General features: G+C 73.1%; 25 protein-coding genes. 13 read left to right on the forward strand and 12 right to left on the reverse strand.

All coding sequences use genetic code 11. The features are described from left to right. Nucleotides 1-211 precede the first annotated feature (211 nt). The 8 genes from V1633_RS25045 to V1633_RS25080 form a co-directional block, all read right to left on the reverse strand. Nucleotides 212-1,108 (reverse strand): TrmH family RNA methyltransferase, encoded by an 897-nt coding sequence (locus V1633_RS25045; RefSeq protein WP_331216845.1) that lies wholly within the window; start codon nt 1,106-1,108, stop codon nt 212-214. Nucleotides 1,109-1,137: 29 nt separating this feature from the next. Beyond that, nucleotides 1,138-1,530, reverse strand: a complete 393-nt coding sequence (gene rplT / locus V1633_RS25050) for a 50S ribosomal protein L20 (RefSeq protein ID WP_331216846.1) — start codon at nt 1,528-1,530, stop codon at nt 1,138-1,140. A 29-nt stretch (nt 1,531-1,559) separates the two neighbouring features. After that, nucleotides 1,560-1,754, reverse strand: a complete 195-nt coding sequence (gene rpmI, locus V1633_RS25055; protein WP_331216847.1) for a 50S ribosomal protein L35 — start codon at nt 1,752-1,754, stop codon at nt 1,560-1,562. Between the two features lie 20 nt (nt 1,755-1,774). Further along, a complete protein-coding gene (gene infC, locus V1633_RS25060; RefSeq protein WP_331216848.1) occupies nt 1,775-2,395 on the reverse strand; it encodes a translation initiation factor IF-3 in 621 nt (206 codons plus the stop codon). 407 nt (nt 2,396-2,802) lie between these two features. Then, entirely contained in the window at nt 2,803-3,279 is a 477-nt protein-coding gene (locus V1633_RS25065) for a PH domain-containing protein (protein WP_331216849.1), read from the reverse strand. A 38-nt stretch (nt 3,280-3,317) separates the two neighbouring features. Beyond that, nucleotides 3,318-4,262 carry a DMT family transporter gene (locus tag V1633_RS25070; protein WP_331216850.1) on the reverse strand — a complete coding sequence of 315 codons (945 nt, stop codon included), beginning with the start codon at nt 4,260-4,262 and terminating at the stop codon, nt 3,318-3,320. Between the two features lie 129 nt (nt 4,263-4,391). Beyond that, the gene (locus V1633_RS25075; RefSeq protein WP_331216851.1) at nt 4,392-5,048 is read right to left on the reverse strand and encodes a response regulator transcription factor; all 657 of its coding nucleotides are present in this window, start codon (nt 5,046-5,048) and stop codon (nt 4,392-4,394) included. After that, nucleotides 5,045-6,214, reverse strand: a complete 1,170-nt coding sequence (locus tag V1633_RS25080) for a sensor histidine kinase (protein ID WP_331216852.1) — start codon at nt 6,212-6,214, stop codon at nt 5,045-5,047. Before V1633_RS25080 ends, V1633_RS25075 begins: the two co-directional genes overlap by 4 nt. A gap of 117 nt (nt 6,215-6,331) precedes the next feature. Here V1633_RS25080 and V1633_RS25085 point away from each other — a divergent pair, with 117 nt between their 5' ends. Continuing rightward, nucleotides 6,332-7,267 (forward strand): ABC transporter ATP-binding protein, encoded by a 936-nt coding sequence (locus V1633_RS25085; protein WP_331216853.1) that lies wholly within the window; start codon nt 6,332-6,334, stop codon nt 7,265-7,267. Then, a complete protein-coding gene (locus V1633_RS25090) occupies nt 7,264-8,247 on the forward strand; it encodes a transmembrane transport protein (protein WP_331216854.1) in 984 nt (327 codons plus the stop codon). Before V1633_RS25085 ends, V1633_RS25090 begins: the two co-directional genes overlap by 4 nt. Before the next feature lie 127 nt (nt 8,248-8,374). On the opposite strand, the gene V1633_RS25095 is transcribed toward V1633_RS25090, so the two are convergent. Further along, nucleotides 8,375-8,596: a hypothetical protein gene (locus V1633_RS25095; RefSeq protein WP_331216855.1), complete on the reverse strand. Its 222-nt coding sequence runs from the start codon at nt 8,594-8,596 to the stop codon at nt 8,375-8,377. Between the two features lie 272 nt (nt 8,597-8,868). Between V1633_RS25095 and V1633_RS25100 the strand changes: the two genes are divergently transcribed. The 4 genes from V1633_RS25100 (at nt 8,869) to V1633_RS25115 (ending at nt 14,265) form a co-directional block, all read left to right on the forward strand. After that, nucleotides 8,869-9,282 (forward strand): YchJ family protein, encoded by a 414-nt coding sequence (locus tag V1633_RS25100; protein ID WP_331216856.1) that lies wholly within the window; start codon nt 8,869-8,871, stop codon nt 9,280-9,282. A gap of 109 nt (nt 9,283-9,391) precedes the next feature. After that, entirely contained in the window at nt 9,392-10,507 is a 1,116-nt protein-coding gene (locus tag V1633_RS25105) for a DUF4037 domain-containing protein (RefSeq protein WP_331216857.1), read from the forward strand. Between the two features lie 26 nt (nt 10,508-10,533). Next, nucleotides 10,534-10,764 carry a hypothetical protein gene (locus tag V1633_RS25110; RefSeq protein WP_331216858.1) on the forward strand — a complete coding sequence of 77 codons (231 nt, stop codon included), beginning with the start codon at nt 10,534-10,536 and terminating at the stop codon, nt 10,762-10,764. Between the two features lie 165 nt (nt 10,765-10,929). Beyond that, nucleotides 10,930-14,265, forward strand: coding sequence for a S8 family serine peptidase (locus tag V1633_RS25115; protein ID WP_331216859.1), 3,336 nt, complete (start codon nt 10,930-10,932; stop codon nt 14,263-14,265). Between the two features lie 106 nt (nt 14,266-14,371). On the opposite strand, the gene V1633_RS25120 is transcribed toward V1633_RS25115, so the two are convergent. Then, nucleotides 14,372-15,103 (reverse strand): class I SAM-dependent methyltransferase, encoded by a 732-nt coding sequence (locus V1633_RS25120; protein WP_331216860.1) that lies wholly within the window; start codon nt 15,101-15,103, stop codon nt 14,372-14,374. A 328-nt stretch (nt 15,104-15,431) separates the two neighbouring features. Beyond that, a complete protein-coding gene (locus V1633_RS25125; RefSeq protein ID WP_331216861.1) occupies nt 15,432-16,346 on the reverse strand; it encodes an AraC family transcriptional regulator in 915 nt (304 codons plus the stop codon). 85 nt (nt 16,347-16,431) lie between these two features. On the opposite strand from V1633_RS25125, the gene V1633_RS25130 reads away from it, so the two are divergent. The 5 genes from V1633_RS25130 to V1633_RS25150 all read left to right on the forward strand — a co-directional run bounded on the left by V1633_RS25130 (nt 16,432) and on the right by V1633_RS25150 (nt 20,917). After that, complete coding sequence (locus V1633_RS25130; protein ID WP_331216862.1) at nt 16,432-17,403, forward strand: SDR family NAD(P)-dependent oxidoreductase; 972 nt, start codon at nt 16,432-16,434, stop codon at nt 17,401-17,403. A gap of 165 nt (nt 17,404-17,568) precedes the next feature. Continuing rightward, nucleotides 17,569-18,645, forward strand: coding sequence for an NAD-dependent epimerase/dehydratase family protein (locus V1633_RS25135; protein ID WP_331216863.1), 1,077 nt, complete (start codon nt 17,569-17,571; stop codon nt 18,643-18,645). A 39-nt stretch (nt 18,646-18,684) separates the two neighbouring features. Then, nucleotides 18,685-19,893, forward strand: a complete 1,209-nt coding sequence (locus tag V1633_RS25140) for a low temperature requirement protein A (protein WP_331216864.1) — start codon at nt 18,685-18,687, stop codon at nt 19,891-19,893. A 31-nt stretch (nt 19,894-19,924) separates the two neighbouring features. Beyond that, complete coding sequence (locus V1633_RS25145; RefSeq protein ID WP_331216865.1) at nt 19,925-20,491, forward strand: TetR/AcrR family transcriptional regulator; 567 nt, start codon at nt 19,925-19,927, stop codon at nt 20,489-20,491. 9 nt (nt 20,492-20,500) lie between these two features. Continuing rightward, entirely contained in the window at nt 20,501-20,917 is a 417-nt protein-coding gene (locus V1633_RS25150; RefSeq protein ID WP_331216866.1) for a hypothetical protein, read from the forward strand. Nucleotides 20,918-20,996: 79 nt separating this feature from the next. Here V1633_RS25150 and V1633_RS25155 read toward each other — a convergent pair whose 3' ends face one another. Continuing rightward, entirely contained in the window at nt 20,997-21,992 is a 996-nt protein-coding gene (locus V1633_RS25155; protein ID WP_331216867.1) for an N-acetylglucosamine kinase, read from the reverse strand. Between the two features lie 79 nt (nt 21,993-22,071). On the opposite strand from V1633_RS25155, the gene V1633_RS25160 reads away from it, so the two are divergent. Next, a complete protein-coding gene (locus tag V1633_RS25160; RefSeq protein ID WP_407952108.1) occupies nt 22,072-22,995 on the forward strand; it encodes a MurR/RpiR family transcriptional regulator in 924 nt (307 codons plus the stop codon). Next, nucleotides 22,992-23,744, forward strand: coding sequence for an SIS domain-containing protein (locus V1633_RS25165; protein ID WP_331216869.1), 753 nt, complete (start codon nt 22,992-22,994; stop codon nt 23,742-23,744). The genes V1633_RS25160 and V1633_RS25165 overlap by 4 nt, the downstream gene beginning before the upstream one ends. Nucleotides 23,745-23,757 lie beyond the last annotated feature (13 nt).

Here is a 23,757-nt window from a genome sequence, read left to right on the forward strand (position 1 = left end):
CGTGTGCGGACAGGTCGGTGGGCGACCCTCACGGGCGGCCACCAGAGTCTACGGACGGGCGGCTCGGCCGCAGCCCGCTGGTGGGGAGGTACGCAGGGAGGCGTGTCAGCCCTGCCGCCCGCCGACACCGGCGGGCTGGCTAAACGAGTGGCGTCGCGCGTCTCGCACGCCCGACTCTCCGCACCCGGTCATCAGGTCGACATCTCCCCGGTCATGTCCGCGTCCCCGGGGCGGCCGAATCGGTCCGTCGACGCCCGGGACGCAGTGCTCTGGCCGAAGCGTACAGGCAAACCGCCGCCGCGGCAGCCAGGTTGAGGCTCTCGGCGCGGCCGTGCAGCGGCACCCGTACCCGGTGGTTGGCCGCCTCCGCCAGCTCGGCCGGCAGGCCGTGCGCCTCGGAGCCGAAGAGCCAGGCGGTGGGCCGGGCCAGGGTGTCGGCGTCGGCGAGGTCGTCGAGGTCGGTCTCGCCGTAGCCGGAGGCGGCCAGCACGGCCAGCCCGGCGGCGCGCAGCGTGCCGACCACCTCGGCGGGGTCGGCGGCCCGGACCACGTCGAGGTGGAAGAGGCTGCCGGCGGAGGCCCGGACGCACTTGCCGTTGTACGGGTCGACGGCCTCCCCGGCGAAGACCACCGCCTGCGCGCCGGCCGCGTCGGCGGTGCGCAGCACCGTGCCGGCGTTGCCCGGGTCACGGATCTCGGCGAGGACGGCGACCAGTCGCGGGCCCCGCCGCACCGCCTCGGCCAGCGGTACGTCGAGCTGCCGGCAGACGGCGACGATGCCCTGCGGGGCGACGGTCTCGGTCAGCGCGTCCAGCGCCTCGTCGGTCAGCGCGGAGACCGGGATCCCGGCGGAGGCGGCAGTGTCGGCCAGGTCGGCGTACCGGTCGAGGCCGGCCGGGGTGCCGAAGAGTTCGGCGACGACGTCGGGGACGGCCAGCGCCTCCCGGACCGCCTGTGGACCCTCGGCCAGGAACCGGCCGGTCTGCTCGCGTTCCCGACGGCGCTGCAGCCGCCGGGCGGCGACGACCCTCGGGGTACGGGGGGTGAACAGTTGCTGCTCCGGGGGGTGGACATGGTCGAGGCGTCCCACCTGCGGGTTGACCGACATGCGGGACGCCTCGATCGGGTGTGGCGAGGTCAGGCGGCCTGAGCCGACGCACCGCCGGTGCCCTCGGCCGCCACGGCGGCGCGGGCGACCTCGACGATGGCCGCGAAGGCCGTCGGGTCGTTGACCGCGAGGTCGGCCAGGATCTTGCGGTCGACCTCCACCTCGGCGAGCTTGAGGCCCTGGATGAGCCGGTTGTAGGTCATCCCGTTGGCGCGGGCACCCGCGTTGATCCGGGTGATCCACAGCTGCCGGAAGTCGCCCTTGCGGTCCCGCCGGTCCCGGTAGGCGTACTGCATCGAGTGCAGCACCTGCTCCTTGGCCTTGCGGTAGAGCCGGGAGCGCTGGCCCCGGTAGCCGCTGGCGGTCTCCAGCAGCGTACGGCGCTTCTTCTGAGCGTTCACTGCCCGCTTGACGCGTGCCATCTCAACTACTCCTTCAGGTCAGGCGCGCGTCAGCGGGCCAGCAGCTTCTTGATCCGCTTGAAGTCGGCCTTGGCCACCTCGACAGTGCCGGTGAGCCGGCGAGTCCGGGTGGAGGCCTTCTTCTCCAGGTTGTGGCGCAGCCCGGCCTGCTGGGCAACGATCTTGCCCTTGCCGGTCACCTTGACCCGCTTGCCCATCCCGGTGTGGCTCTTCATCTTCGGCATCTTGGTGCGTCTCTCCCCTGTTACTCGCCGGCGGTCCCGGCGGATCCGGCCGCGGTCTGCGCCGCACCCTCGGCCGGCGGCGCCTCGTCGGCACCGGCCTCCCGCTCGCGCGGCGAGCCCGCCCTGGCCGCCGTGGCGGCGGCCTTGGTGGCCCGATGCGGAGCCAGGACCATGATCATGTTACGGCCGTCCTGCTTCGGAGCGGCCTCGACGTATCCCAGTTCCGAGATCTCGGATTCGAGTCGGCGCAGGAGCCGGTAGCCCAGCTCCGGTCGGCTCTGCTCACGACCCCGGAACATGATCGTCACCTTGACCTTGTCGCCCGCCTTGAGGAACCGCACCACGTGACCCTTCTTGGTCTCGTAGTCGTGCGGGTCGATCTTCGGGCGGAGCTTCATTTCCTTGATGACGGTCTGTTGCTGGTTACGCCTGGCTTCGCGCGCCTTGAGTGCACTCTCGTACTTGTACTTGCCGAAGTCCATGAGCTTGCACACCGGCGGGCGCGCCATGGGCGCAACCTCGACCAGGTCCAGGTCGACGTCCGCGGCCAGCTGGAGAGCGCGCTCGAGTGGGACGATGCCCACCTGCTCGCCCTCAGGGCCGACCAGTCGGACCTCACGTGCCCGGATCTGCTCGTTCACGCGTGGCTCGACGCTGATGGGGCCTCCTCGTGGTGATCCTCACCGGCCCCGCGTCAGCGGTGGCCGGCCCTACGGTGTGCGACCAAAAGCAGAAGGCCCCGGCGCATGCCAGGGCCCGCTCGACCGGTCACATGGTGACCCCGGAGGGTCACAACCCGGATCGGCATAGCCGAACCGGTGACCGGACCCGGCCACCACAGGACGGTGACTCGGGTGGGAGCAGGCGCTCCGCTTCGTGACTGTTTCGGGTGCGTGTGCCGCGTAAGGCGACTGACGTAGCCCAAGACAGTGGTCGACTGGTAAAGACTAGCAGGTCAGCCCGCACAATGCCAAAACGGGCACGCTGTCGGGCCACGCCCCCGGCGGCGCGCCGTCGACCCGGCCGGGCCACCGGCCCGCCCGGTTGATCAGACGGTCGTCGACTCCCGGTGGGCGACGTGCAGGGCGCGCAGCGCGCGTACCCCGTCGACCGCCCGTTCCCGGTCGACGACCTGCAGGGCGAGGATCGGCAGCAGCTCGTCGTCGTCCAGCTCCACGCTGGCCCAGGCGGAGCCCCGGTTGAACCGGATCCCCCGGACCGCGTCCCAGGGCAGCTCGTAACCACCGAAGACGTTGCGCACCCGGATCCCCCGGTCGTCCGCCGACACCCGGGGCCGGGTGAAGAGCAGCACCACGCCCGCGCCAAGCAGGCCCAGGCCGATCATGGCCAGTTGGTCGCCGCGCTGGAAGGTCGCCTGACCGCTGCCGGTCGACCCGTGCAGGCCGATGCTGAGCAGGGTGAACATCACGACCAGCGCGGGTGCCAGGAGCCAGCAGACCACCCGGATGCGGTGCGGCCGTACCTGGACGGCGGCGGGTTCTCTGCGGACGGCGGGGTCGGTCACGGCGCCCAGTCTGCCATCCGGGGCGGAAACGGCGGTCGTCAGGTGGCGGTCGGCGCGCTCCGCACGGCCCGGCCCGAAACCACCACGGCGAGCAGGGTCAGCACCGCGCCGGCCAGCACCGCCGCGCTCGCGCCCGGCCCGCCCGGCCGCAGGTCGAGCAGGAGTGCCCCGCCGAGCTGCCCGGCGACCAGGGCCAACCCGGTACGCAGCAGCCCCACCGACCGGATCCCGAGCAGCACCACCAGAATGATCCCCACCCCGAGCGGACCACCGACGTAGAGGTACCAGCCCGCCGGCCAGTCGACACTGCCGAGCCGGACCAGCGCACCGGTCACCGCGGCCAGAACCGCCATCGCGCTGGCGCTGACCGCGAAGTTGGCCGCGGTGGCGGCGGCCGGGTTGCCGGTGGCGGCGAGCCGGCCGTTCAGCGCCCCCTGTAAGGCGAGCAGCACCCCACCGAGCACACCGGCCAGTACCAGTCCCGGCGCCAGATCACCGATCGGCCGCCCGAACTGTGCCAACGCCACCGCGCCGACGCCGAGCAGCGCGCCGGCGAGTCGGGGCCCGGTCAGCCCGAGCCGGCCCGCCGGGGCGAGCCGGGTCCGGTCCACCGCGAGCCCACCGGCGCTGTTCCCGGCGACCTGGGCGATGGTGAAGACCGCCACCCCGAGCACCGGTACGACGTACGTGCCGGCCGCGATGAAAAACGTCCCGCAGAGCCCGCCCAGGTACGTCCACCAGGGCAGCCGGGCCCGGCGCAGCGCCCGCAGCCCGGTACGCATCGACGGCAGGGCGACGAACCCGAGCAGGACCACGACCAGCCCGCCGGTGTTGTTGACCAGGCCGCCGATGACCGGATGACCGGTCCGCTGCCCCAGTTCGGCGTTGGCCAGGTTCTGTGCCGCCGAACCGACTCCGGCGCCGACGGTCAGCCCGATGGCCGCCCAGCCGGGCAGCACCTTCCCCACCGGTCGAACCGGCACCCTCACCACCGCGACACTCCGTTCGAACGGCCGCCGGGCGGTCGCCGTTCGACCCGCTCCGCGCTCCGTCGGTCCACCTTCACGCACCGACGGGCGCACTGTCAGTGACCAAGATCGCGCCAGGGCGCCTCAGTCGGCCCCGACGACGTGGTTCGCCCAGGCCCAGGCGGCGATCTCGACCCGGTTACGGAGCCCGAGTTTGGTCTGGATGCCGGAGACGTGGCTCTTGACGGTGCTCAGTGAGATGAACAGTTCGGCGCCGATCTCCTGGTTGCTCCGCCCCCGGGCGATCGCCCGGACCACCTCGGTCTCCCGGGCGGAGAGCGGCCGGGTCGGCCCGGTCCCGACCGGCGCCGCGGCGAACGTCAGGTGCCGCAGCAGCCGCAGGGTGACCGACGGCGAGATCAGGGCGTCACCGGCGTACGCGGCCCGGACCGCCTCGACCAGCAGCGCGGGGCCGGCGTCCTTGAGGACAAAACCGACCGCCCCGCAGCGCAGCGCGCCGTGCACGTACTCGTCGAGGTCGAAGGTGGTCACCACGACCACCCGCAGCGGGCGTGGCACGCCGGGGCCGGCCAGCGCCCGGGTCACCTCGATGCCGTCGATTCGGGGCATCCGGATGTCCACCAGGCAGACGTCCGGACGCAGCCGCCGGGCCAGGTCGATCGCCTCGACCCCGTCGGCGGCCTCGGCGACCACCCGGATGTCGGCCTGGTCCTCGAGGATGAACCGCAGCCCACTCCGGACCATCGCCTGGTCGTCGGCGAGCAGCACGTTGATCGTCACCGTGGCTCCCGGGCTCCGACGGGCAGGGTGACCTGGACCGCCCAGCCGGCTCCGGGACGTGGACCGAATCGGATCGTGCCGCCGAGCGTCTCGACGCGTTCCCGCATGCCGACCAGCCCGTAGCCGCCGTGCGGACGACGTCGGGCCGGCACCGGCGGGGCGTCGTCGACCACCTCGACGGTGAGCTGCCGCCGGTCCTCCGCGACGCGGACCGTCACCTCGCTCGCCTGCGGGGCGTGCCGGGAGATGTTGGTCAACGACTCCTGGACGACCCGGTAGACGGTGCTGGTCACCTCGGGCGGCCAGCTCGTGGCGCCGGCGGGGCGGTCCAGCCGGACCACCGGCCGGCCGGGCACGGCGAAGCGGGTGACCAGCTCGTCGAGGTGTTCCGGCGAGGGGCTGGCGGGCGGCGCGTCATCGGTGTCGCGCAGTACCCCGACGACCCGGCGCATCGCGGCCAACGCCTCGGAGCCGGCGGTCTCGATCCCGGCCAGCGACGCCGTGACCAACGCCAGCGTGCCGGTGTCGGCGTGCCGGCGGGTGGCGAGCTGCGCGGCCTGGGCCTGCAGCACGATGCCGGTGACGTGGTGGGCGACGACGTCGTGCAGTTCCCGCGCCAGGGCCAGCCGCTCGTCACGGCGTACCCGTTCGGCGATCGCCCGGCGGCGGGCGTCGACCACCCGCAGCAGCAGCCCGGTGGCGAGGGCGGTGCACAGGCCGGCGGCGTTCAGCACCGTCACGCCGCCGACCCCGCCGGTGGACGCCGGAAAGGCGAACGCGGTGGCCGCGACCACGCCGGCCCCGGCGGCCACGACCATGGCCGCCGGCACGGGTGGCAGTGCCCGGACCGCCGATCCGACCAGGACGGCCAGCCCCAGCGTCGGGGCGAGGCCGGGCTCGGCGGGAAGCCCGGCCGCGGCGGCGGTCAGCAGCGCGGCCACCGCGACGGCCAGGCCGGCCGCCACGGCCCAGGCCCGGTGCCGTCGACGCAGCAGCGCGACCACGCCGACCACCAGGCCGACGACGCTGTCGAAGAGCCAGTACGCGCCACCCCAGGTCACCACGATCGCGGCCGCCTGCCCGACGAGCGCCACGACGAGAACGGCGCCGAGGCCGAGCTCGGCCGCGACCACCGGCCACCTGGTCAACCGGTCCCGAACGTTCACCCGGTTCAGGCTACGGAACCCGACCGGACACCGGACCGGTCAAAAGTACGGTCGCCGGCGGCGCGAACCGTGCCGCGGACCGATGCCGGCGCCGTCCACGGTCCGCACGATGAGCCGATGCCACGACACCACTCCGCCCCGGCGCTGCACGCCGAGGGCCTGACCAAGCGGTACGGCCGGCGCCCCGCACTGACCGACTGCCAACTGGAGATCCCGGCCGGCCGGATCATCGGGCTCGTCGGTCCCAACGGGGCCGGCAAGTCGACGCTGTTGCAGCTGGCCTGCGGTCTGATCACGCCGACCTCGGGCAGCCTGCGGGTGCTCGGTGCGCCACCCGCGGCCGACGCCGCCCACCTGGCCCGGGTGAGTTTCGTCGCCCAGGACATGCCGGTGTACGCCGGCCTGAGCGTCGCCGACCACCTGCGGATGGGCGCCCGGCTCAACCCGGGCTGGGACGCCGCCCTGGCCGGTCAGCGGATCGCCCGGCTGGACCTGGACCCGGGCCAGCGGGCCGGCCGGCTCTCCGGTGGGCAGCGCGCCCAACTGGCCCTGACCATCGCCGCCGCCAAACGGCCCGAGCTGCTGATGTTCGACGAACCGGCCGCCGCGCTGGACCCGTTGGCCCGCAGCGGCTTCCTCCGGGACCTGACCGAACTGGTCACCCAGCTCGGCGCCAGCGCGGTCTTCTCCTCCCACCTGCTGGCCGACGTCGAACGCGTCTGCGACTACCTGGTCGTACTCGGTGGGGGTCGGGTCCAGCTCGCCGGGGACGTCCGTGCCCTGCTCGCCACCCACCACCGGCTGGTCACGCCACCCGGTGGACCCGAACGGCTGCCCGCCCGGGTGGAACCGGTCTGGTCCGCGCACACCGACCGGCACCGCGCGACCGTGGTACGCGGCACCGGGCCGCTGCCGGACGGGCCGTGGCGGGTCGAGCCGCTGCCACTGGAGGAACTGGTGCTGAGCTACCTGAGCCGGGCCGCCGCCGCGACAGCGGGGTACGGGCCGGCGGGATCCGGATCGGCGGCGACGGCGCGGGAGGTCCGGCGATGATCTGGTGGACCTGGCGACAGTTCCGCACCCAGGCGGTGGTGGCCGCCGTCGTGCTCGCCGCGCTGGCGACCTGTCTCGTGGTGTTCGGCCTCCACCTCCGGCAGGAATACGACGCCGCGGTGGCACACTGCTCCGGCCCGACCGGATGTGTGGCACAGCTGGCCCAGTTCCGGGACAGTTACCGCAACCCGCTCTACCTGCTCGACGCCCTGGTGGTCGTCGCACCGGCCCTGGTCGGAATGTTCTGGGGCGCGCCACTGGTCGCCCGGGAACTCGAGACCGGCACCCACCGGCTGGTCTGGAACCAGAGCGTGACCCGGCGGCGCTGGCTGGCCGTGAAACTGCTGCTGGCCGGGCTGGCCGGGATGACCGTTGTCGGGCTGTCCAGCATCGTGCTGACCTGGGCGGCGAGCCCGTACGACGCGGTCGCCGGCGACCGGTTCAGCGCGCTGCTGTTCGGCGCCCGCAACCTCGCACCGTTCGGGTACGCCCTGTTCACCATGGTGCTCGGCGCGGTGCTCGGTCTGCTGGTCCGCCGTACCGTGCCGGCGATGGCCCTCACCTTCGTGGCCGTCGTGACCGTCCAGGTGCTGGTGCCGACCGTGGTCCGGCCACACCTGGTCCCGCCGGTGGTCGCCGCGTACCCGGTGACGGCGGAGACGGTGCGGAACCTGACGTTCCTCGGCAGCGAGGCCGACATCGGCGGACTGCGCATTCCCGACGCGTGGGTGGTGTCGCACAGCAAACTGCTCGGCGCCGACGGTCGGCAGGTCGACCAGGGCCGGTACGACCGCTGCCTGGGCGGCGGGTTCGACGGGGTGGCCGACTGCCTGGGCGGCCTCGACCTGCACGTCGAGGTGACGTACCAGCCGGGGCAGCGGTACTGGACCTTCCAGTGGCGGGAGTCGGGGCTCTACCTGGCGGCCAGCCTGCTGCTGGCGGCCCTGGGCCTGTGGCTGGTCCGGCGGCGGGTCGGCTAGCTGTTCCGCCAGCAGCGGTCGACGACGGAGCGGGGGCACGCCGTTCCCTGGCGGATGGCACCGACCGCGGTGCCGCCGGCGGCCGCTCCGTCGTCCCCGGGACGGCCGGGTCTCCGGTACCCGGCCGTCACGGCTGGGCCAGCAGGTCGCGCCGTTCGCCGGCGAGGACGGCGAGTCGGTTCCGGTGCTGGGCCGCCCGGCCGCGCAACCCGTCCCTCAGCTCGTCGACCCGGCGGCTCGCCTGGTCGACGTTGTACCGAACCTGCCTGATCCGCTCCCGTACGGAGAGATCGGTGAAGAGGTTGTCGAACCAGATGCCCGCGAACCGGGTCAGCCCGCCGATCGCCAACGGGGGGTCGGTGTCAGTCGGCCACGTTCGGCGGCGAGTTCGAGCAACGTTGTCTGGCGTGGGTCACCGGTCTCCGCAGATGGCGCTCGCGCTCGTCGAGGACGGCGCTGCCAGTCGCCCACCCGGCGGCTGACCGCCTCGTGCTCACGTGCCGCCTCGACCGCCGCGCCCAGTCGCGTCTCGAATCCCTCCGCCGTGCCGCCATGCAGCGCGTCGGCACAAGCCGGCCGGGGTGCGCGGTCCGGCTCGGGGTGGGTGGGGAGAATGGTCGGATGGCGAAACGCGACCGTCGGGGCCGGTCGGCCCCGGACCCCGCGCGGCCGTGTCCGTGCGGCTCGGGGCAGCCGTACCCGGACTGCTGCGGGCTGCTGCACCAGGGCCGGGCCGGCGCGGCGACCGCCGAGGCGCTGATGCGGTCCCGGTTCACCGCGTTCGCGCTCGGCGACACCGGATACCTGCTGCGGACCTGGCATCCGCGTACCCGACCGGCCCGGCTGACCCTCGACCCCGGGCAGCGGTGGACCCGGCTCGACATCCTGGACACCGACCGGGGCGGGCTGTTCGACACCACCGGCACGGTCGAGTTCCGGGCCCACTACCGGCACGCCGGACACGCCGGTGAGCAGCACGAACGCAGCCGCTTTCTCCGTCACGACGGCCACTGGTGCTATCTCGACGCCGAATAGCGTCGCGTGGGCCGGTACGGCCGCCCGGTCGGCCGCGTCGAGGGAGAGCGCACACCGGCGGCCCCGATAACGGCTGGCCCGGCCGGGTCGACGGTTCTACCCTCGGCGGATGCGAGGGCGGTTCGTGCCGGGGCTGGAGCTGTGCCGCCGGTTCTACGTCGAGGCGGTACGTCCCCTCCTGGACGAGTCCTTTCCCGGACTGGGGTACGCCGCCGGGCGGCTCGGCCCGGGCTCCGAGGTGCTCGGCTTCGACACGCGACGTTCCGTCGACCACGACTGGGGCCCCCGGCTGGACCTGTTCCTGTCGGCCGAGGACCTCGCCCGGCACGCCGAGCCGATCGGGACGCTGCTGGCCGTACGACTGCCGAAGGTCTTCCACGGCTGGCCGACCCACTTCGCCCCGCCCGGGGCACGGGTCCGGGTGATGACCCCGACCGACGGACCGGTGGCGCACCGGGTGCTGGTCGCCGAACTCGGCGCCTGGTGCACCGACCAACTCGGCTTCGACCCACGCCAGGGCGTCGACACCCTGGACTGGCTGGCCGTACCCGCCCAGCGGCTGGCCGAGTTCACCGGCGGGGCGGTCTTCCACGACAGCACCGGAGAGCTGACCGGGCTGCGGGACCGGCTCCGCTGGTATCCGGACGACGTCTGGCGTCACCTGCTGGCCGCACAGTGGACCCGGATCGCCGAGGAGGAGGCGTTTGTCGGACGGGCCGCGGAGGCCGGGGACGAGTTGGGCAGCCGGGTGGTGGCGGCGCGGCTGGTCCGGGAGCTGATGCGGCTCTGCCTGCTGCTGGCCCGCCGGTTTCCGCCGTACCAGAAGTGGTTGGGCAGCGCGTTCGCCGCCGTACCGGAGGCGACGGGGATCGCGGCCCGGCTCGGCGACGTGCTGGACGGGGACGCCGACCGGCGACAGGCCGCGCTCTGTGACGCCTACGAGCTCGTCGGCGCGTGGCAGAACCGGCTCACGCTCGCCGATCCCGTCGATTCGACCCGCCGCCCGTTCCACGACCGGCCGTACCCGGTGCTCGACGCCGGGCGGTTCGCCGCCGCGCTGGTCGCCCGGATCACCGACCCGCGGCTGGTCGCGGTGCCGCCGGTCGGTGCCGCCGACCAGTGGACGGACAGCACCGCCGTACTCTGCCGGCCCCGGCTGGCCCGGGCGGTGACGGCGGCGGTCCACCGGACCGGCGCGGACCCTGACGGCGGTGAGTCCTGCTGACCGGCGACGAACGTGCCGGGCTGCGGGTGGTGTACACCCACCGGCTCACCGGACGGGATCTGCTGCTGCTCACCGGGCCGCGAGCCGGTGGCCACCTCGCGGTCGGGGACACTGTCGTGATCCGGACACCGGCCGGAGGGACACTTCGGACCGCCGTGCGCACGGTGGAGGCACACACCCGACCGGGGACGATCATCGTCGGCGTGCCTGCCAGCATCGGCGACGTCCCGGCCGGCTCGCTCCTCTACCTGCCCTGACCAGCGGTTTTGTCGGCCGGCCCGACGTGCGTGTCACACCGTGCCGCTCTCCGGGCCGGCGTCAAGTTCCCCTTTTGGCTGGTAAGAGACGGGCGTTGGGCGTCTGGTGTCTCGATCAACAGGGTGCGACGATGCGCACGACTCCAGGTGATCGAGAGGGGAACCATGAGAAAACCCTTGTGGCTGCGGCTCGGACTCGCGGCCGCGCTTGTCCCGCCGCTGGCACTGGTGACGACCGCCAGCCCCGGTATGGCCCAGCCGTCACCGTCGTTCACCGCGACCGGGCTCAGCCCGGCCTCGACGATCAGCGGAACCAAGGCACCCAGCAGCAGCCTGGCCCGTACCGATCCGGCGCTGCTGGGCCGCAACGACAGCACGCCGACGCCGGTCCTGGTGAAGCTCGACCACGACGCGGTGGCGGCCTACAAGGGCGGCGTCAGCGGCTACGCCGCGACCAGCCCGGCGAAGACCGGCCGCAAGCTCTCCGGCTCCGCGGCGGAGCAGCGGTACACGGACTACCTCGCCGGTCGGGAGAAGGCATTTGTCGGTGAGCTGACCAGGCGGGTGCCGACCGCCCGGGTCGGGCAGCGCCTGCGCACCGTGTACGGCGGTGTCTCCGCGGTCGTGCCGGCCAACCGGATCGGCGAGCTGTTGAAGATCGGCGGTGTGGTCGCCGTCCAGCAGGACACCCTGCGTCAGCCGCTGACCGACTCCAGCGGCGCCTTCATCGGTGCCACCTCGCTCTACCCGCAGCTCGGCGGCACCCGTAACGCCGGCAAGGGGGTCGTCGTCGGGGTCATCGACACCGGCGCCTGGCCGGAGCACCCCTCCTTCGCCGACCAGGGCAACCTCGGCACCCCGCCGGCCAAGCCGGACGGCACGCCGCGTACCTGCGACTTCGGCGACAACCCGCTGACCCCGGCGACCGACGTCTTCGTCTGCAACAAGAAGCTGATCGGCGGCGAGCGGTTCCTCGACACGTACGACCTGGTGTCCGACGACGACGTGTACGACTCGGCCCGGGACAGCGGCGGCCACGGTACGCACACCGCCTCCACTGCGGTCGGCAACGTGGTCTCCTCCGCCCCGGTCTTCGGCGTCGAACGCGGGCCGGTGGCCGGTATCGCGCCCGGCGCCTGGCTCTCGGTCTACAAGGTGCTCGGCCCGCAGGGCGGCTTCACCTCCGACATCGTGGCCGCGATCCAGCAGTCGGTGAAGGACGGCGTGGACGTCCTCAACTACTCCATCGGCGGTGGCGGCGGCGGGGCGACCGACCCGAGCATGCAGGCGTTCCGGGACGCGTACGCGGCCGGCGTCTTCGTCTCGGCCTCGGCCGGCAACTCCGGCCCGGGCGCCGGCACGGTGGACAACTTCGTCCCGTGGGTCACCACGGTGGCGGCCTCCACGCAGACCCGGCAGTTCAGCTCGACGCTGACCCTCACCGGCGGCGGCCAGACACTGACCCTGACCGGGGCCTCGATCACCGCCGGCGTCCCCACCGCCACACCCGTGGTGATGGCCGAGTCGGTGCCGGGTTACACCGGCGGCGCGCTGTGCCAGGCTCCGGCGGCGGCCGGCAGCCTCACCGGCAAGATCGTGGCCTGCCAGCGGGGCGGCAACGGCCGGATCGAGAAGGGCCACCACGTGGCCCAGGGCGGCGCGGCCGGCATGATCCTCTACAACCCGGCCCTGCAGGACGTGGTGACCGACAACCACTTCCTGCCGACCGTGCACCTGGCGGACGGCACCCAGTTCAAGGCGTTCATGGCCGCCCACAGCGGCGTGACGGCGTCGTTCACCGGCGGCACGAAGTCCACCGCCAAGGGTGACGTGATGGCCGCGTTCTCCTCGCGCGGACCGGGCGGTCTGGTGCTCAAGCCGGACATCACCGGACCGGGTGTGCAGATCCTGGCCGGCAACACGCCGACGCCGGACGCGGTCGACGGCGGCCCCGAGGGCCAGTACTACCAGGCGATCGCGGGTACCTCGATGTCCGCGCCGCACATCGCGGGCTCGGCCGCGCTGCTGGCCGCGTTGCACCCGGGCTGGACGCCGGGTCAGATCAAGTCGGCGATGATGACCACGGCGAAGACCAGCGGGGTCGTCAAGGAGGACGAGACCACCAAGGCGGACCCGCTGGACTACGGCGCCGGGCGGATCGACCTCACCACTGCCGACGAGCCGGGCCTCACCTTCGACGAGACCGCGGACCGGATGCTCGAACTGGGCGCCGACCCGATCAACGCCATCCACCTCAACCTCCCGTCGATCGACGCCAAGGTGATGCCGGGCAGCGTCAGCACCGTCCGCACCGCGACGAACGTCAGCGGCAGCACGCAGACGTACACGGTGAAGACGAGCGCACCGACGCGGAGCAGGATCAGCGTCTGGCCGAGCCGGTTCACCCTCAAGGCCGGCAAGTCGGTGGCGCTGAGGGTCACGGTGTCGTCGAGCGCGCCGAGCGGGCAGTACTTCGGCGAGATCCAGCTGGTGCCGTCGTCGAAGAAGCTGCCGGCGCTGCACCTGCCGGTGGCCTTCGTGCCGCAGCAGGGCAACGTGTCGCTGACCACCGCCTGCACGCCGGACCAGGTGAGCTGGCTGGGCAGCAGCACCTGCACGGTCACCGCGCAGAACAACTCGTCGACCGCCACCACGGCGGACCTGACCACCAGCACCACCCCGCACCTGCCGATCGAGTCCGCGTCCGGTGCCACCGTGCGGAGCCCGTTCAAGGCGGAGAAGAAGAACGTCAGCCTGGCGGGTCAGCGGGCCGGCGTCCCGTCCCTCGGGCCGGGCACCGTCGCCGGTGAGTGGCTGCCGCTCGCCTCGTTCGGCATCACCCCGCAGGCGGTCGGTGACGAGGATCTGATCAACTTCCCGGTGCCGGAGTTCGTCTTCAACGGGGTGAGATACACCTCGATCGGGGTGGACTCCAACGGATACCTGGTGGCCGGGCCGACCACGGCCGACGACAACAACTGCTGCAACCTGCCGGCGTCGCTGCCGAACCCGGACCGTCCGAACAACGTCCTGGCACCGTTCTGGACCGACCTGGACGGTACCGGAGCCCCCGGCCTCTACGTCGGCCTGCTCAGCTCGGGGACCAGCCGGTGGCTGGTCGTGGAATGGCAGGTCAACGTCTGGGGCACCACGTCGAACCGACACTTCCAGGTCTGGATCGGGCTCAACGGCACCCAGGACATCGCCTTCGCCTACGACCCGGCCGCGCTGCCGGCCAACCCGAGCCAGCCGTACCTGATCGGGGCGGAGAACGCCGACGGCAGCGGGGGCGCCTCGCTGCCGGCCGGTGCCCTGCCCACCGGTGACCTGCGGGTCACCAGCACCGACCCGACGCCGGGCGGCACCGCCTCGTACACCGTCAGGGTGCGTGGCCTGATCCCCGGTACCGGCACCGTCACCAGCACGATGACCACACCGATCGTGCCGGGGACCACGGTGGTGACCGACGACGTGAAGGTCAACCTCCTGGGTCAGCGGTAACCCGACGGCCGTCCGCCGCCTGGTGGCCGGCCCGCACCACCGGTGCCGGAGGGCACCCGGGGTACGTACCCCGGGTGCCCTCCGGCCGTTGGGGCGCCGGTCCTGGCTACGGGGCCCGGTACACCGAGACGTGGCTACGGCTGTCCGGGCCGAACGGCGTCCGGCGCCAGTCGGCGTACCGCTCGGCGAGCCGGAGGCCGGCCCGCTCGGCCAGCTCGTCGATCTGCTCCGGCCAGCGGTAGTGCATGCCGAACGGCTTGACCGAGACGCCGTCGTTGCTGAACCGGATCGTCTGCCGGAGGAACGTCTGCGCGGTCCGGTCGTACCGGTGTACCCGCAGTGTCACCGACTCCTCGGTCACCTGCCGCACCTCGAGCTGTTCGTCCCGGTCGAAGTCGGCCGGATCGGGCACGAACGCCTCGACCACAAAGGCTCCACCCGGCGCCAGCACCCGGGCGACGTTGCGGAGACAGTCCGCCTGCCGCTCGGCCCTCACCAGGTTGAACAGGGTGTTGTAGACGAGATACACCAGGTGGAACGGACCGGTGACCGGCACGTCCGCCATGTCGGCAACGACCACCGGGATCTGGTCGCCGCCCGGCTTGACCCTCAGCCGGGCCACCATCTCCTCGGACGCCTCGACGCCCTCGACGGTCACGCCACGGGCCGCCAACGGCACCGCGACGCGGCCGGTGCCGATCGCGAGTTCCAACGCCCGGCCGCCGCCGGCCAGGTCGGCGAGGAAGTCGACGGCCGGTCCCGGGTCGGGGTTGGCACCTTCGTCGTAGCCCTCGGCCCACTGCCGGCCGAAGAGTCCGGGATCGTCGAGAAGGGACATCAGTCACCCTCCCCGAGCCGACCGGACGGGCAGACGACCGACGGGCCGTCCTGTGGTTTCCTGCTACCGGCGCCCGCCGGCGCCACGATCACGAAGATCGACGTACTCATGAAGCCTCACATCCTGTGGGTGGTTGACCGTTGCGTGCTGGCTGTGCGGCGACGACGGACGCATCGGACGACTCCCCTCGTGGGCTTCCCTGGACTCCCCCACCCCAACAGACCTCCGGGGCGACGGCAACCGGATTAGGGCGGGGTGGCCCCGTCCAGCCCGGGCCGGTGCGGGTCGGCCAGTTCCCCGGGGGACGGTCCCCGGGCCGGCCGGGCCGTCACCGCACGACCGGGTCCCGCTGGTTGCGGTAGACGCGGGGCGAGAGGCCGGTGGTGCGTTTGAAGGCCACGCTGAGCGCGCTCTCCGAGCCGTAGCCGACGGCCCGGGCGATGGCGGCGACCGTCTCGTCGCCACGCCGGAGACGCTCGGCGGCCAGCTCGATCCGCCAGCTGGTGAGGTACTCCAGCGGGCCGCGCCCGACCACCTCCTTGAATCGGGCGGCCATCGTCGACCGGGACACCGAGGCGGTACCCGCCAGCTCCGCCACCGTCCACGCCCGCTCCGGCCGGCCGTGCATCGCCCGCAGCGCCGGGCCGACCACCGGGTCCGCCAGACCCGCCAGCCAGCCTCGGGTGGCGCCACGGGCCAGGTGCAGGCGCAGGATCCGGATCAGCATGACCAGTGCGAGGTGCTCGGTGACCGCCTGCCCGCCGGGTCGCGCCTGACGTAGTTCGGTGTCGATCTCCGCCACGGCCCAGTGGATGCTCGCCGCCTCCGGTGCCGCGGCGGGTACGTGGACGACCGGTGGCAGGCTGTCCAGCAGCAGGGCGCGGGCCCGCTCGGTGAACGAGAAGGCGCCGCCGGTCAGGAAGACGTCGTCACCCTCGCCGGCCCGGGCCACCCCGTCGACCGCCGTCTCGAAGATCGGCTGGGCCGGCTGGACCGGGACGTCCGGGTCGCTGGCGAGGGTGAACGGCCATGGTCGGGTCAGCAGGAAACAGTCACCCGGCCCGAGGGCCACCGGATCCGGTACGCCGTCGACCCGGAGCAGGCAGCGACCCCGTCGTACGGTGTTGAACTTGACGCCGGCCGGTGGTGCGAACCGGACCGCCCAGCGTCCGCCGGCGACCATGGAGGCGGAGAGCCGGCTCGTGGTGCCGAGCAGTGCGAGCACCTCGTCCAGGGGGTCCACGGCAACCTCGGGTTGGACTGTTGCTAAAGAGTGACGGACTCCAGACTACAGACAGTCCAGTGGAGTGACGCATAGCGTTGGCCTCATGACAGAAGCACCACGCCTGACCACCCCGTTCACCGCCCGTACCAGCGCCGCCGAGATCCTCGACGGGGTCGACCTGACCGGCCGCCGGATGATCGTCACCGGCGGCGCCTCCGGCATCGGTCTGGAGACCACCCGGGCCCTCGCCGGCGCCGGGGCGGAGGTCACCGTCGCCACCCGGGACCCCGGACTGGCCGAACCGCTGGTCACGGAGTTCGCCGGCACCGGTCCGGGCAGCGTCCGTACGGCCGCGCTCGACCTCGCCGACCTGACGTCGGTCGACGCGTTCGTGGCCGCCTGGCAGGGCCCGGTGCACGCCCTGGTCGCCAACGCGGGCGTCATGGCGGTTCCCACCCGTCAGGTCAGCCCACAGGGCTGGGAGCTTCAGCTCGCCATCAACCACCTCGGTCACTTCGCGCTCGTCCGGGGGCTGCACGACAGCCTGCGCGCCGCCGGTTCGGCACGGGTGGTGGTGGTCAGCTCCGGGGCGCACCTGCGGGAGGCGTTCGACTTCGACGACCCGCAGTTCGAGCGGCAGCCGTACGACCGCTGGTCGGCGTACGGCCGCTCGAAGACCGCCGACGTGCTGCTCGCGGTCGGCATCGGCCGACGCTGGGCCGCCGACGGCATCGTCGCCAACGCGCTCAACCCCGGCTACATCATGACCAACCTGCAACGCCACATGGACGACGAGACGCTCCGCGCCTTCGGAGTGCTGGACGAGGCGGGCAACCGGATCGAACTCGACTACTACAAGACCCCGGCGCAGGGCGCCGCCACCCCGGTCCTGCTGGCCGCGTCGCCGCTGGTGGAGGGGGTCACCGGTCGCTACTTCGAGGACAACCAGGAGGCCGAGGTGGTGGTCGGCGGGCCGGAGGCCACCGGCGGGGTGGCCAGGCACGCCCTGGACCCGGCCGCCGCCGACCGGCTCTGGACGTACGCGGAAACGGCGCTGGCCGCCCGCCCGGAATGACGACCGTCGCCGCGACACATCCCGAGGAGGTTTGCCGGCCCGATCGTCGGGAATGGGCCCGGTCATGAGCTTTCCCGCGAGTTGCCGGTGTCCGGTCCTCGGCGGGCCGGCTCGCGACCGGGCCGGGCCACCGGGGACGGCCCCCGACTGCCGGGAGGTGTGTCGATGAGCCCGACGGGTGGTACCGGGACGGGCCTGCGGGTCGTGGTGGTCGGAGCGACCGGCAACGTCGGGACGAGTGTGGTCGAGACGCTGGGCGGTGACCCGGCCGTGGGCGCGATAGTCGGAGTGGCCCGCCGCCGCCCCCGCTGGCGCGCGCCGAAGACGGAATGGGTCGAGGCGGACATCGTCACGTCCGATCTCGTCGAGATCTTCGACGGTGCCGACGTCGTGCTGCACCTGGCCTGGCTGTTCCAGCCGACGCACCAGCCGTTGACCACCTGGCGGGTCAACGTCGTCGGTGGGCGGCGGGTCTTCGACGCGGTCGCCCGGGCCGGCGTACCGGCCCTGGTGCACGCCTCCAGCGTCGGGGCGTACTCGCCGGGGCCGAAGGACCGGCCGGTGGACGAGAGCTGGCCGACCGACGGCTGGCCGACGGCCGGTTACACCCGGGAGAAGGCGTACCTCGAACGTGTTCTCGACACCTTCGAGCGGGCACATCCGCGGATCCGGGTGGTCCGGCTGCGCCCCGGGTTCATCTTCAAGCGGGAGGCCGCCAGCCAGCAGCGTCGCCTCTTCACCGGCCCGCTGCTGCCCGGGCGGCTGGTCCGGCCCGGGGTCGTACCGGTGATGCCCGACCTGCCCGGGCTGAGGTTCCAGGCGCTGCACAGCGCGGACGCCGCCGAGGCGTACCGGTTGGCGGTGCTGCGGGACGTGCGCGGCGCGTTCAACGTCGCCGCGGAGCCGGTGGTGGACGGGCGGCTGCTCGCCGACTGTCTGCGGGCCCGGACGGTACGGCTGCCCGCCGGCCTGGCGCGGGCGGCGCTGGCCGCCGCCTGGCACCTGCACCTGGTGCCGGCCTCGCCGCAACTGCTGGAGGCGGTGCTGCGGGTTCCGGTGATGGACACCAGCCGGGCCAGGACCGAGCTTGGCTGGTCGCCCCGGCACAGCGCGCGGGAGGCGATCGAGGAGTTCCTGGTGGGCCTGCGGACGAGCGGTGGCATGCCGACCGCGCCGCTGGCGTCCCGCCTCAGCGGGGGGCGGCTGGCGGAGGTCGGGACCGGCGTCGGCGAACGGCCCTGACCGCCGTACACACGGAAGGCGCGGCGGGAACGGGGACCGATGAGACGGCTCGTCCGGCCCCGCGCGGTGCCGACCAGTGCCGAGACGCACCGGGTCACCCCGTTCGAGATCTTCATCGATCTGGTCTTCGTCTTCGCCCTCACCCGGATCATCGACTTCATGGGCCATCCGCCCACCTTCCGGAGCATGGGTCAGGGACTGGTCCTGCTGGTGCTGATCTGGTTCTCCTGGGCGGCGTACACCTGGTTGGCCAACCAGGTCCGGGCGGACGTGGGCGTGATCCGGGCCGGGACGCTGCTGGCGATGGCGGCGCTCTTCGTCGCCGCACTGGTGATACCGGACGCGTGGCGTGCCGCCCACACCGGGATGACGGCACCGCTGATCCTGGTCGGGGCCTACGTCGCACTCCGGCTGGTGCACTTCCTCCTCTACTACCTGGTGGTGGCGCACGATCCACGGGTACGTGCCGGGCTGCGGCTGATCGCGATCCCCATCGTGCTCGCCTGGATACCGCTCGTCCTCGGCGCCGTGTACGGCGGCACCGCGCAGACCCTGCTCTGGGTGGCGTCGTCACTCATCGACATCGGCGGCCAGCGGACCGCCTTCGCCGTCGCCGGCGGCTGGCAGTTGCGCAGCCCGAACCACTTCAGTGAGCGCAACGCGCTGGCACTGATCATCGCCTTCGGTGAGTCGCTGATCTCGGTGGGGACCGGTGCCGGTACGGCGGTGACCCGGGCTCCGGTCCTGTTCGCGGCACTGCTCGGGCTGACCGTGACGGTCTGCCTCTGGTGGCTCTACTTCGACCGGATCGGGCCGGCCGCGGCCCGGGCCCTGGCCGAGGCGACCGGAGCGCGGCGGGACCGGATCGCCAGCGACGCGTACAGCCTGGCGTACCTGCTCCTGGTCAGCGGAATCATCTATCTGGCGCTCGGCATCGAGCAGGTGGTCGAGCACCTGGCGCACGGGCGGCCCGACTCCTTCGGGGGCGAGTCGTTGGACTGGGCCTCGGCGACCGCGCTCTTCGGCGGCGCGGCGCTCTATCTCTCCGGCCGGCTGCTGTTCGGCTGGTTCTCCGTCCGCTCGGCGCCGCCGACACAGCTCGTCGTGGTGGTCGTGATCCTGCTCCTGTTGCCGGTGGGCCGGATGCTGCCCGCGCTGGCCGCGTTGGCGCTGGTCGCCACGGTGCTGGTCGGGACGGTCGGCTTCGAACGGCTGACCCGGCCGCCGGGGCCGACGGCAGCATCTTGACAGATATACATTTTTTGTAAAGGCTGTAAAGATGGTGCCCGCCGTTCCCGTCGACCGGATCCTCGACGCCGCGCTGGTCTGCTTCGGTCGCCACGGGTTCCGGCACACCTCGATCGAGCGGATCGCCGAGACCGCCGGCGTCTCCCGACCCACCGTCTACCAACGGTTCAGGGGCAAGGAGGAGATCTTCCGCGCGGTCGGTGCCCGACTGCTGGACGCGGCCGTCGCCGAGGCCGAGGCGGCCGCCGGTGGCGACGACCCGCTGCCGGAACGCCTGCACGCGGTGCTGTACGCCAAGTTCCGACTGGTGGTCGGGCAGGCCGGCGACGAGGTCCGGGCCGAGCTGCTGGCCGATGCCGCCACCGTCGCCGCCGACCTGCTGGCCGACTTCCACCGACGGTTGTGCGACATCCTCACCGAGCTGCTCGCGGAGAGGGACGATCTCGACCCGGACCTGGTGCCCACCCGCGACCTGGCGGTCCTGCTGCTCGACGCGACGACCGGCATCGAGCAGGCGTACGCCCCGGCGGAGACGCTGGAACGCCGGCTCCGGCAACTCGTCACGCTCACCGTCCACGCACTGACCCGATCGACCTGAGGAGGCGGAGTGATCCTCCGGATCAGCACCTGGGTGTTCGGCCTCGGCCTGCTACTGATCGGCGTGGCGGCCTGGCTCGTCCGGACCCCGTACGGCGTCCACCTCACCGAGCGCGACACGCTGGCCGAGCTGAACGCAGTGATCGTCGGCCTGCACCTGGCCGTCGGAGCGTCGATCCTCATCTTCGCCCTCTGCCGGTTGCACCTGGCCGGGCTGCTGCTCGCCACCCTCACGGTCACCGGCCTCGCCGGCGTCCGTACCGCCGAGATGGCGATCGGGGACGCGGCCACCGCCCGGCAGTGGATCCTGCTCGCGCCCGAGGTCGCCGGAATCCTGCTCGGCACAGCCCTGCTCGTCCCCCGACTGTCCGAACTGCGGGCGCCGTCCCGGGCCGACCGACCCGCCCCGCCATCCGGTCAGTGGTGAACATCGGTCGACTTCCGGCGACTCCAGGGCGGGGTGGGTCCGGGGTCACCCCGGGCCCGACGACCGGAGGTACGGGTCGTCACGTACCGGCGATCAACCGGGTGTGCAGCGCGACGCCAGCACCGGACGGCCCGGGCCGGAGTTCCCGGGCGGCCAGCCAGGCCGCCGCGGCGGCGCCGTCGCCGGCGACCAGGCCGGGTCGACCGAGCCGCGCCAGAAGACGCCGCTGTACGGCGGCACGGATCTCGACCGCCCCGGTCAGGACCCCGCCGGCGAGCACCACCGGTCCCGGGGCGGGATGCACCTCGGCGAGGGTGTCGGTGAGCCGGTCGGCGGCCTCGGCGACGAGCGCGACCGCCTGCGGGTCACCGGCCCCGGCCGCCTCGGTGACGGTGTCGGCGAGCCCGGCGAGCCGGTGCCGGCCGAGGTCGTACACCCGGGTCACGAAGCCGTCCGGGTCGGTCGCGCCGACCCGGGTACAGACCGCCCGGACGAGCGGGCCGGCCGGCGCGTCCCGGGCGAGCGCCCGGGCGGTGAGCCGGGCCGCGCGCAGGCCGAGCCAGTAACCCGAGCCCTCGTCGCCCAGCAGCCAGCCGAGCCCGTCCGCGACCTGGACGGTGCCGCCGTCGCGGATCCGGGCGGCGACCGCGCCGGTGCCGGCGATCAGGACACTGCCGGACGGCTCCGGGGTGCCGGCGGCGAACGCGACGACGGCGTCGCCGACCGTCCACATCGGGCAGCGCAGGCCGGTGGCGGACCACTGTGCCGCGTACGGGGCGGCGGCAGCCGGTTCGGCGAGCCGGGCGACTCCGGCGAGCCCGACCGTGGCCGCGACGACCCGGGCCGGGTCGACGTCGGCGAGCGCGGCCCGGACGGCCCGGCCCAGCGCGGCGGCCGTCTCGGCGGGTGGGCCGGCGACCGGGTTGCCCGGACCACCACTCGCCCGCCCGACCACCCGCCCGTCCAGCGTCGCGACGACGATCCGACTGGTGGTGCCGCCGCAGTCGGCGCCGAGAACCAGGGGTGCGGGTACAGCGACATCGTGCGGCTCCGGCCGCCCAGGCCACGAGGACACCGATCGATAATGTCAAAACTATTGACGTGATGGCCATAGTGGTCATAGTTTTTTTCACCAACGAGCGAACGTGAAAGGAATGCTGATGCCGGAGAGCGGACTGCTCGGGCGGCTGCGCACCGAGTTACCGACCCTGCCGGTCGCCCTCCAGCGGGTCGCCGAACAGATCCTCATCGCGCCTGAGGAGACCGCGCGGGCGACGATCATCGACCTCGCCGAGCGCGCCGGCACCTCCACCGCCACGGTGACCCGGTTCTGCCGGGTGTTCGGCTACCGCGGCTACGCCGAGCTGCGGGTCGCGGTCGCGACCGAGACGGGCCGCGCCGCCCAGGCCCGGTGGGACACCGACATCGACCGGGAGATCGGCCCGGAGGATCCCCTCGACCATCTCCTCGGCGTCATCGCCGGCGCGGACTCGCGGGCCATCCAGGACACCGCCGGCCAGGTCGACCTCCACGCGGTCGACCGGGTCGCCTCCGCCGTCGCCACCGCGCAACGGGTCGAGCTGTTCGGGCTCGGCAGTTCCGGCAACGCCGCCCGGGAGATGGCGTTCCGGCTGGAACGCATCCGGATCCCCTGCTGGCACCGGCCCGACCCGCACACCGCGCTGACCAACGCCGCGCTGCTCGCCCCCGGCGACGTGGCGATCGGGCTCTCCCACAGCGGCCGGACCCGGGAGGTGATCGAGGTGCTCGCCGAGGCGGCCGACCACGGCGCCCTGACCGTCGCGGTCACCTCGTTCCCCCGCTCGCCGCTGGCCGAGGCGGCGGAGGTGGTGCTGACCACGGCGGTGCAGGAGACCACGTTCCGGGTGGCGGCACTCTCCGCGCTGCACTCCCAACTGCTCGTCCTCGACCTGATCTACGTGGCCGTCGCCCAGCGCACCCACCAGCGGACCCTGGAGGCGTTCGAGGTGACCGCGCGAGCGGTCGACGCCCACCGGCTACCCGAGGAACCGACCCGCGCCACCCGGCGGCGCGCCAACCTGACGGAGGGGCGATGAGCATCGGCGCGGAGCACTACCTCGACGCGGTGACAGCCGCCATCGACCGGGTCCACCGGACCCAGCGGCCCGGGATCGAGCGGGCCGCCGACCTGGTCACCGCCGCGTTGCGCGACGGCGGCGTGGTCCAGGCGTTCGGCTGCGGCCACTCCGAGGCACTCGCGATGGAGATCGCCGGCCGGGCCGGCGGCCTGGTACCGACCAACAAGATCGCGCTACGCGACCTGGTGCTGTACGGCGGCGCCCCCCGCGCCGTACTCGAGGATCCGTTCCTGGAACGGGACCCCGAGGTGGCCCACCGCCTCTACGAACTCGCCCCGGTCAAGCCGGACGACATCTTCGTGGTCGCGTCCAACTCCGGGGTCAACGGCGTGATCGTCGAGTTCGCACTGCTGCTGCGCGACCGGGGTCACCGGCTCGTCGCGATCACCTCGCTCGACCACAGCTCACGGGTGGAGTCCCGGCACCCTTCCGGCCGACGGCTGGCGGACATCGCCGACGTGGTACTCGACAACGGCGCCCCGTACGGCGACGCGGCCCTGCCGGTGCCGGGCGGCGGTGCGGTCGGCGCCATCTCCTCGATCACCGCGGCGCTGCTCGCCCAGCAGCTCGTCTGCGAGGTGGTGGCCCGGCTGGTCGCGGCCGGCGAGACCCCGCCCATCTACCGCTCGGCGAACGTGCCGGGTGGCGACGCGCACAACCACGAACTGGAGGCCCGGTACGCCGGCCGGATCCGACGTACCGCCTGAGCGAGAGCGAGGA

Origin of the sequence: Plantactinospora sonchi (assembly GCF_036422035.1) — a bacterium.
GTDB lineage: Bacteria > Actinomycetota > Actinomycetes > Mycobacteriales > Micromonosporaceae > Plantactinospora > Plantactinospora sonchi.

Coding starts and splice junctions, on each gene's coding strand:
- V1633_RS25085 (WP_331216853.1), top strand. CDS start 6,332: ATGCCACGACACCACTCCGCCCCGGCGCTGCACGCCGAGGGCCTGACC.
- V1633_RS25165 (WP_331216869.1), top strand. CDS start 22,992: ATGAGCATCGGCGCGGAGCACTACCTCGACGCGGTGACAGCCGCCATC.
- V1633_RS25135 (WP_331216863.1), top strand. CDS start 17,569: ATGAGCCCGACGGGTGGTACCGGGACGGGCCTGCGGGTCGTGGTGGTC.
- V1633_RS25140 (WP_331216864.1), top strand. CDS start 18,685: ATGAGACGGCTCGTCCGGCCCCGCGCGGTGCCGACCAGTGCCGAGACG.
- V1633_RS25160 (WP_407952108.1), top strand. CDS start 22,072: ATGCTGATGCCGGAGAGCGGACTGCTCGGGCGGCTGCGCACCGAGTTA.
- V1633_RS25115 (WP_331216859.1), top strand. CDS start 10,930: ATGAGAAAACCCTTGTGGCTGCGGCTCGGACTCGCGGCCGCGCTTGTC.
- V1633_RS25130 (WP_331216862.1), top strand. CDS start 16,432: ATGACAGAAGCACCACGCCTGACCACCCCGTTCACCGCCCGTACCAGC.
- V1633_RS25090 (WP_331216854.1), top strand. CDS start 7,264: ATGATCTGGTGGACCTGGCGACAGTTCCGCACCCAGGCGGTGGTGGCC.
- V1633_RS25120 (WP_331216860.1), bottom strand. CDS start 15,103: ATGTCCCTTCTCGACGATCCCGGACTCTTCGGCCGGCAGTGGGCCGAG.
- V1633_RS25100 (WP_331216856.1), top strand. CDS start 8,869: ATGGCGAAACGCGACCGTCGGGGCCGGTCGGCCCCGGACCCCGCGCGG.
- V1633_RS25105 (WP_331216857.1), top strand. CDS start 9,392: ATGCGAGGGCGGTTCGTGCCGGGGCTGGAGCTGTGCCGCCGGTTCTAC.
- rpmI (WP_331216847.1), bottom strand. CDS start 1,754: ATGCCGAAGATGAAGAGCCACACCGGGATGGGCAAGCGGGTCAAGGTG.
- V1633_RS25045 (WP_331216845.1), bottom strand. CDS start 1,108: ATGTCGGTCAACCCGCAGGTGGGACGCCTCGACCATGTCCACCCCCCG.
- V1633_RS25145 (WP_331216865.1), top strand. CDS start 19,925: ATGGTGCCCGCCGTTCCCGTCGACCGGATCCTCGACGCCGCGCTGGTC.
- rplT (WP_331216846.1), bottom strand. CDS start 1,530: ATGGCACGCGTCAAGCGGGCAGTGAACGCTCAGAAGAAGCGCCGTACG.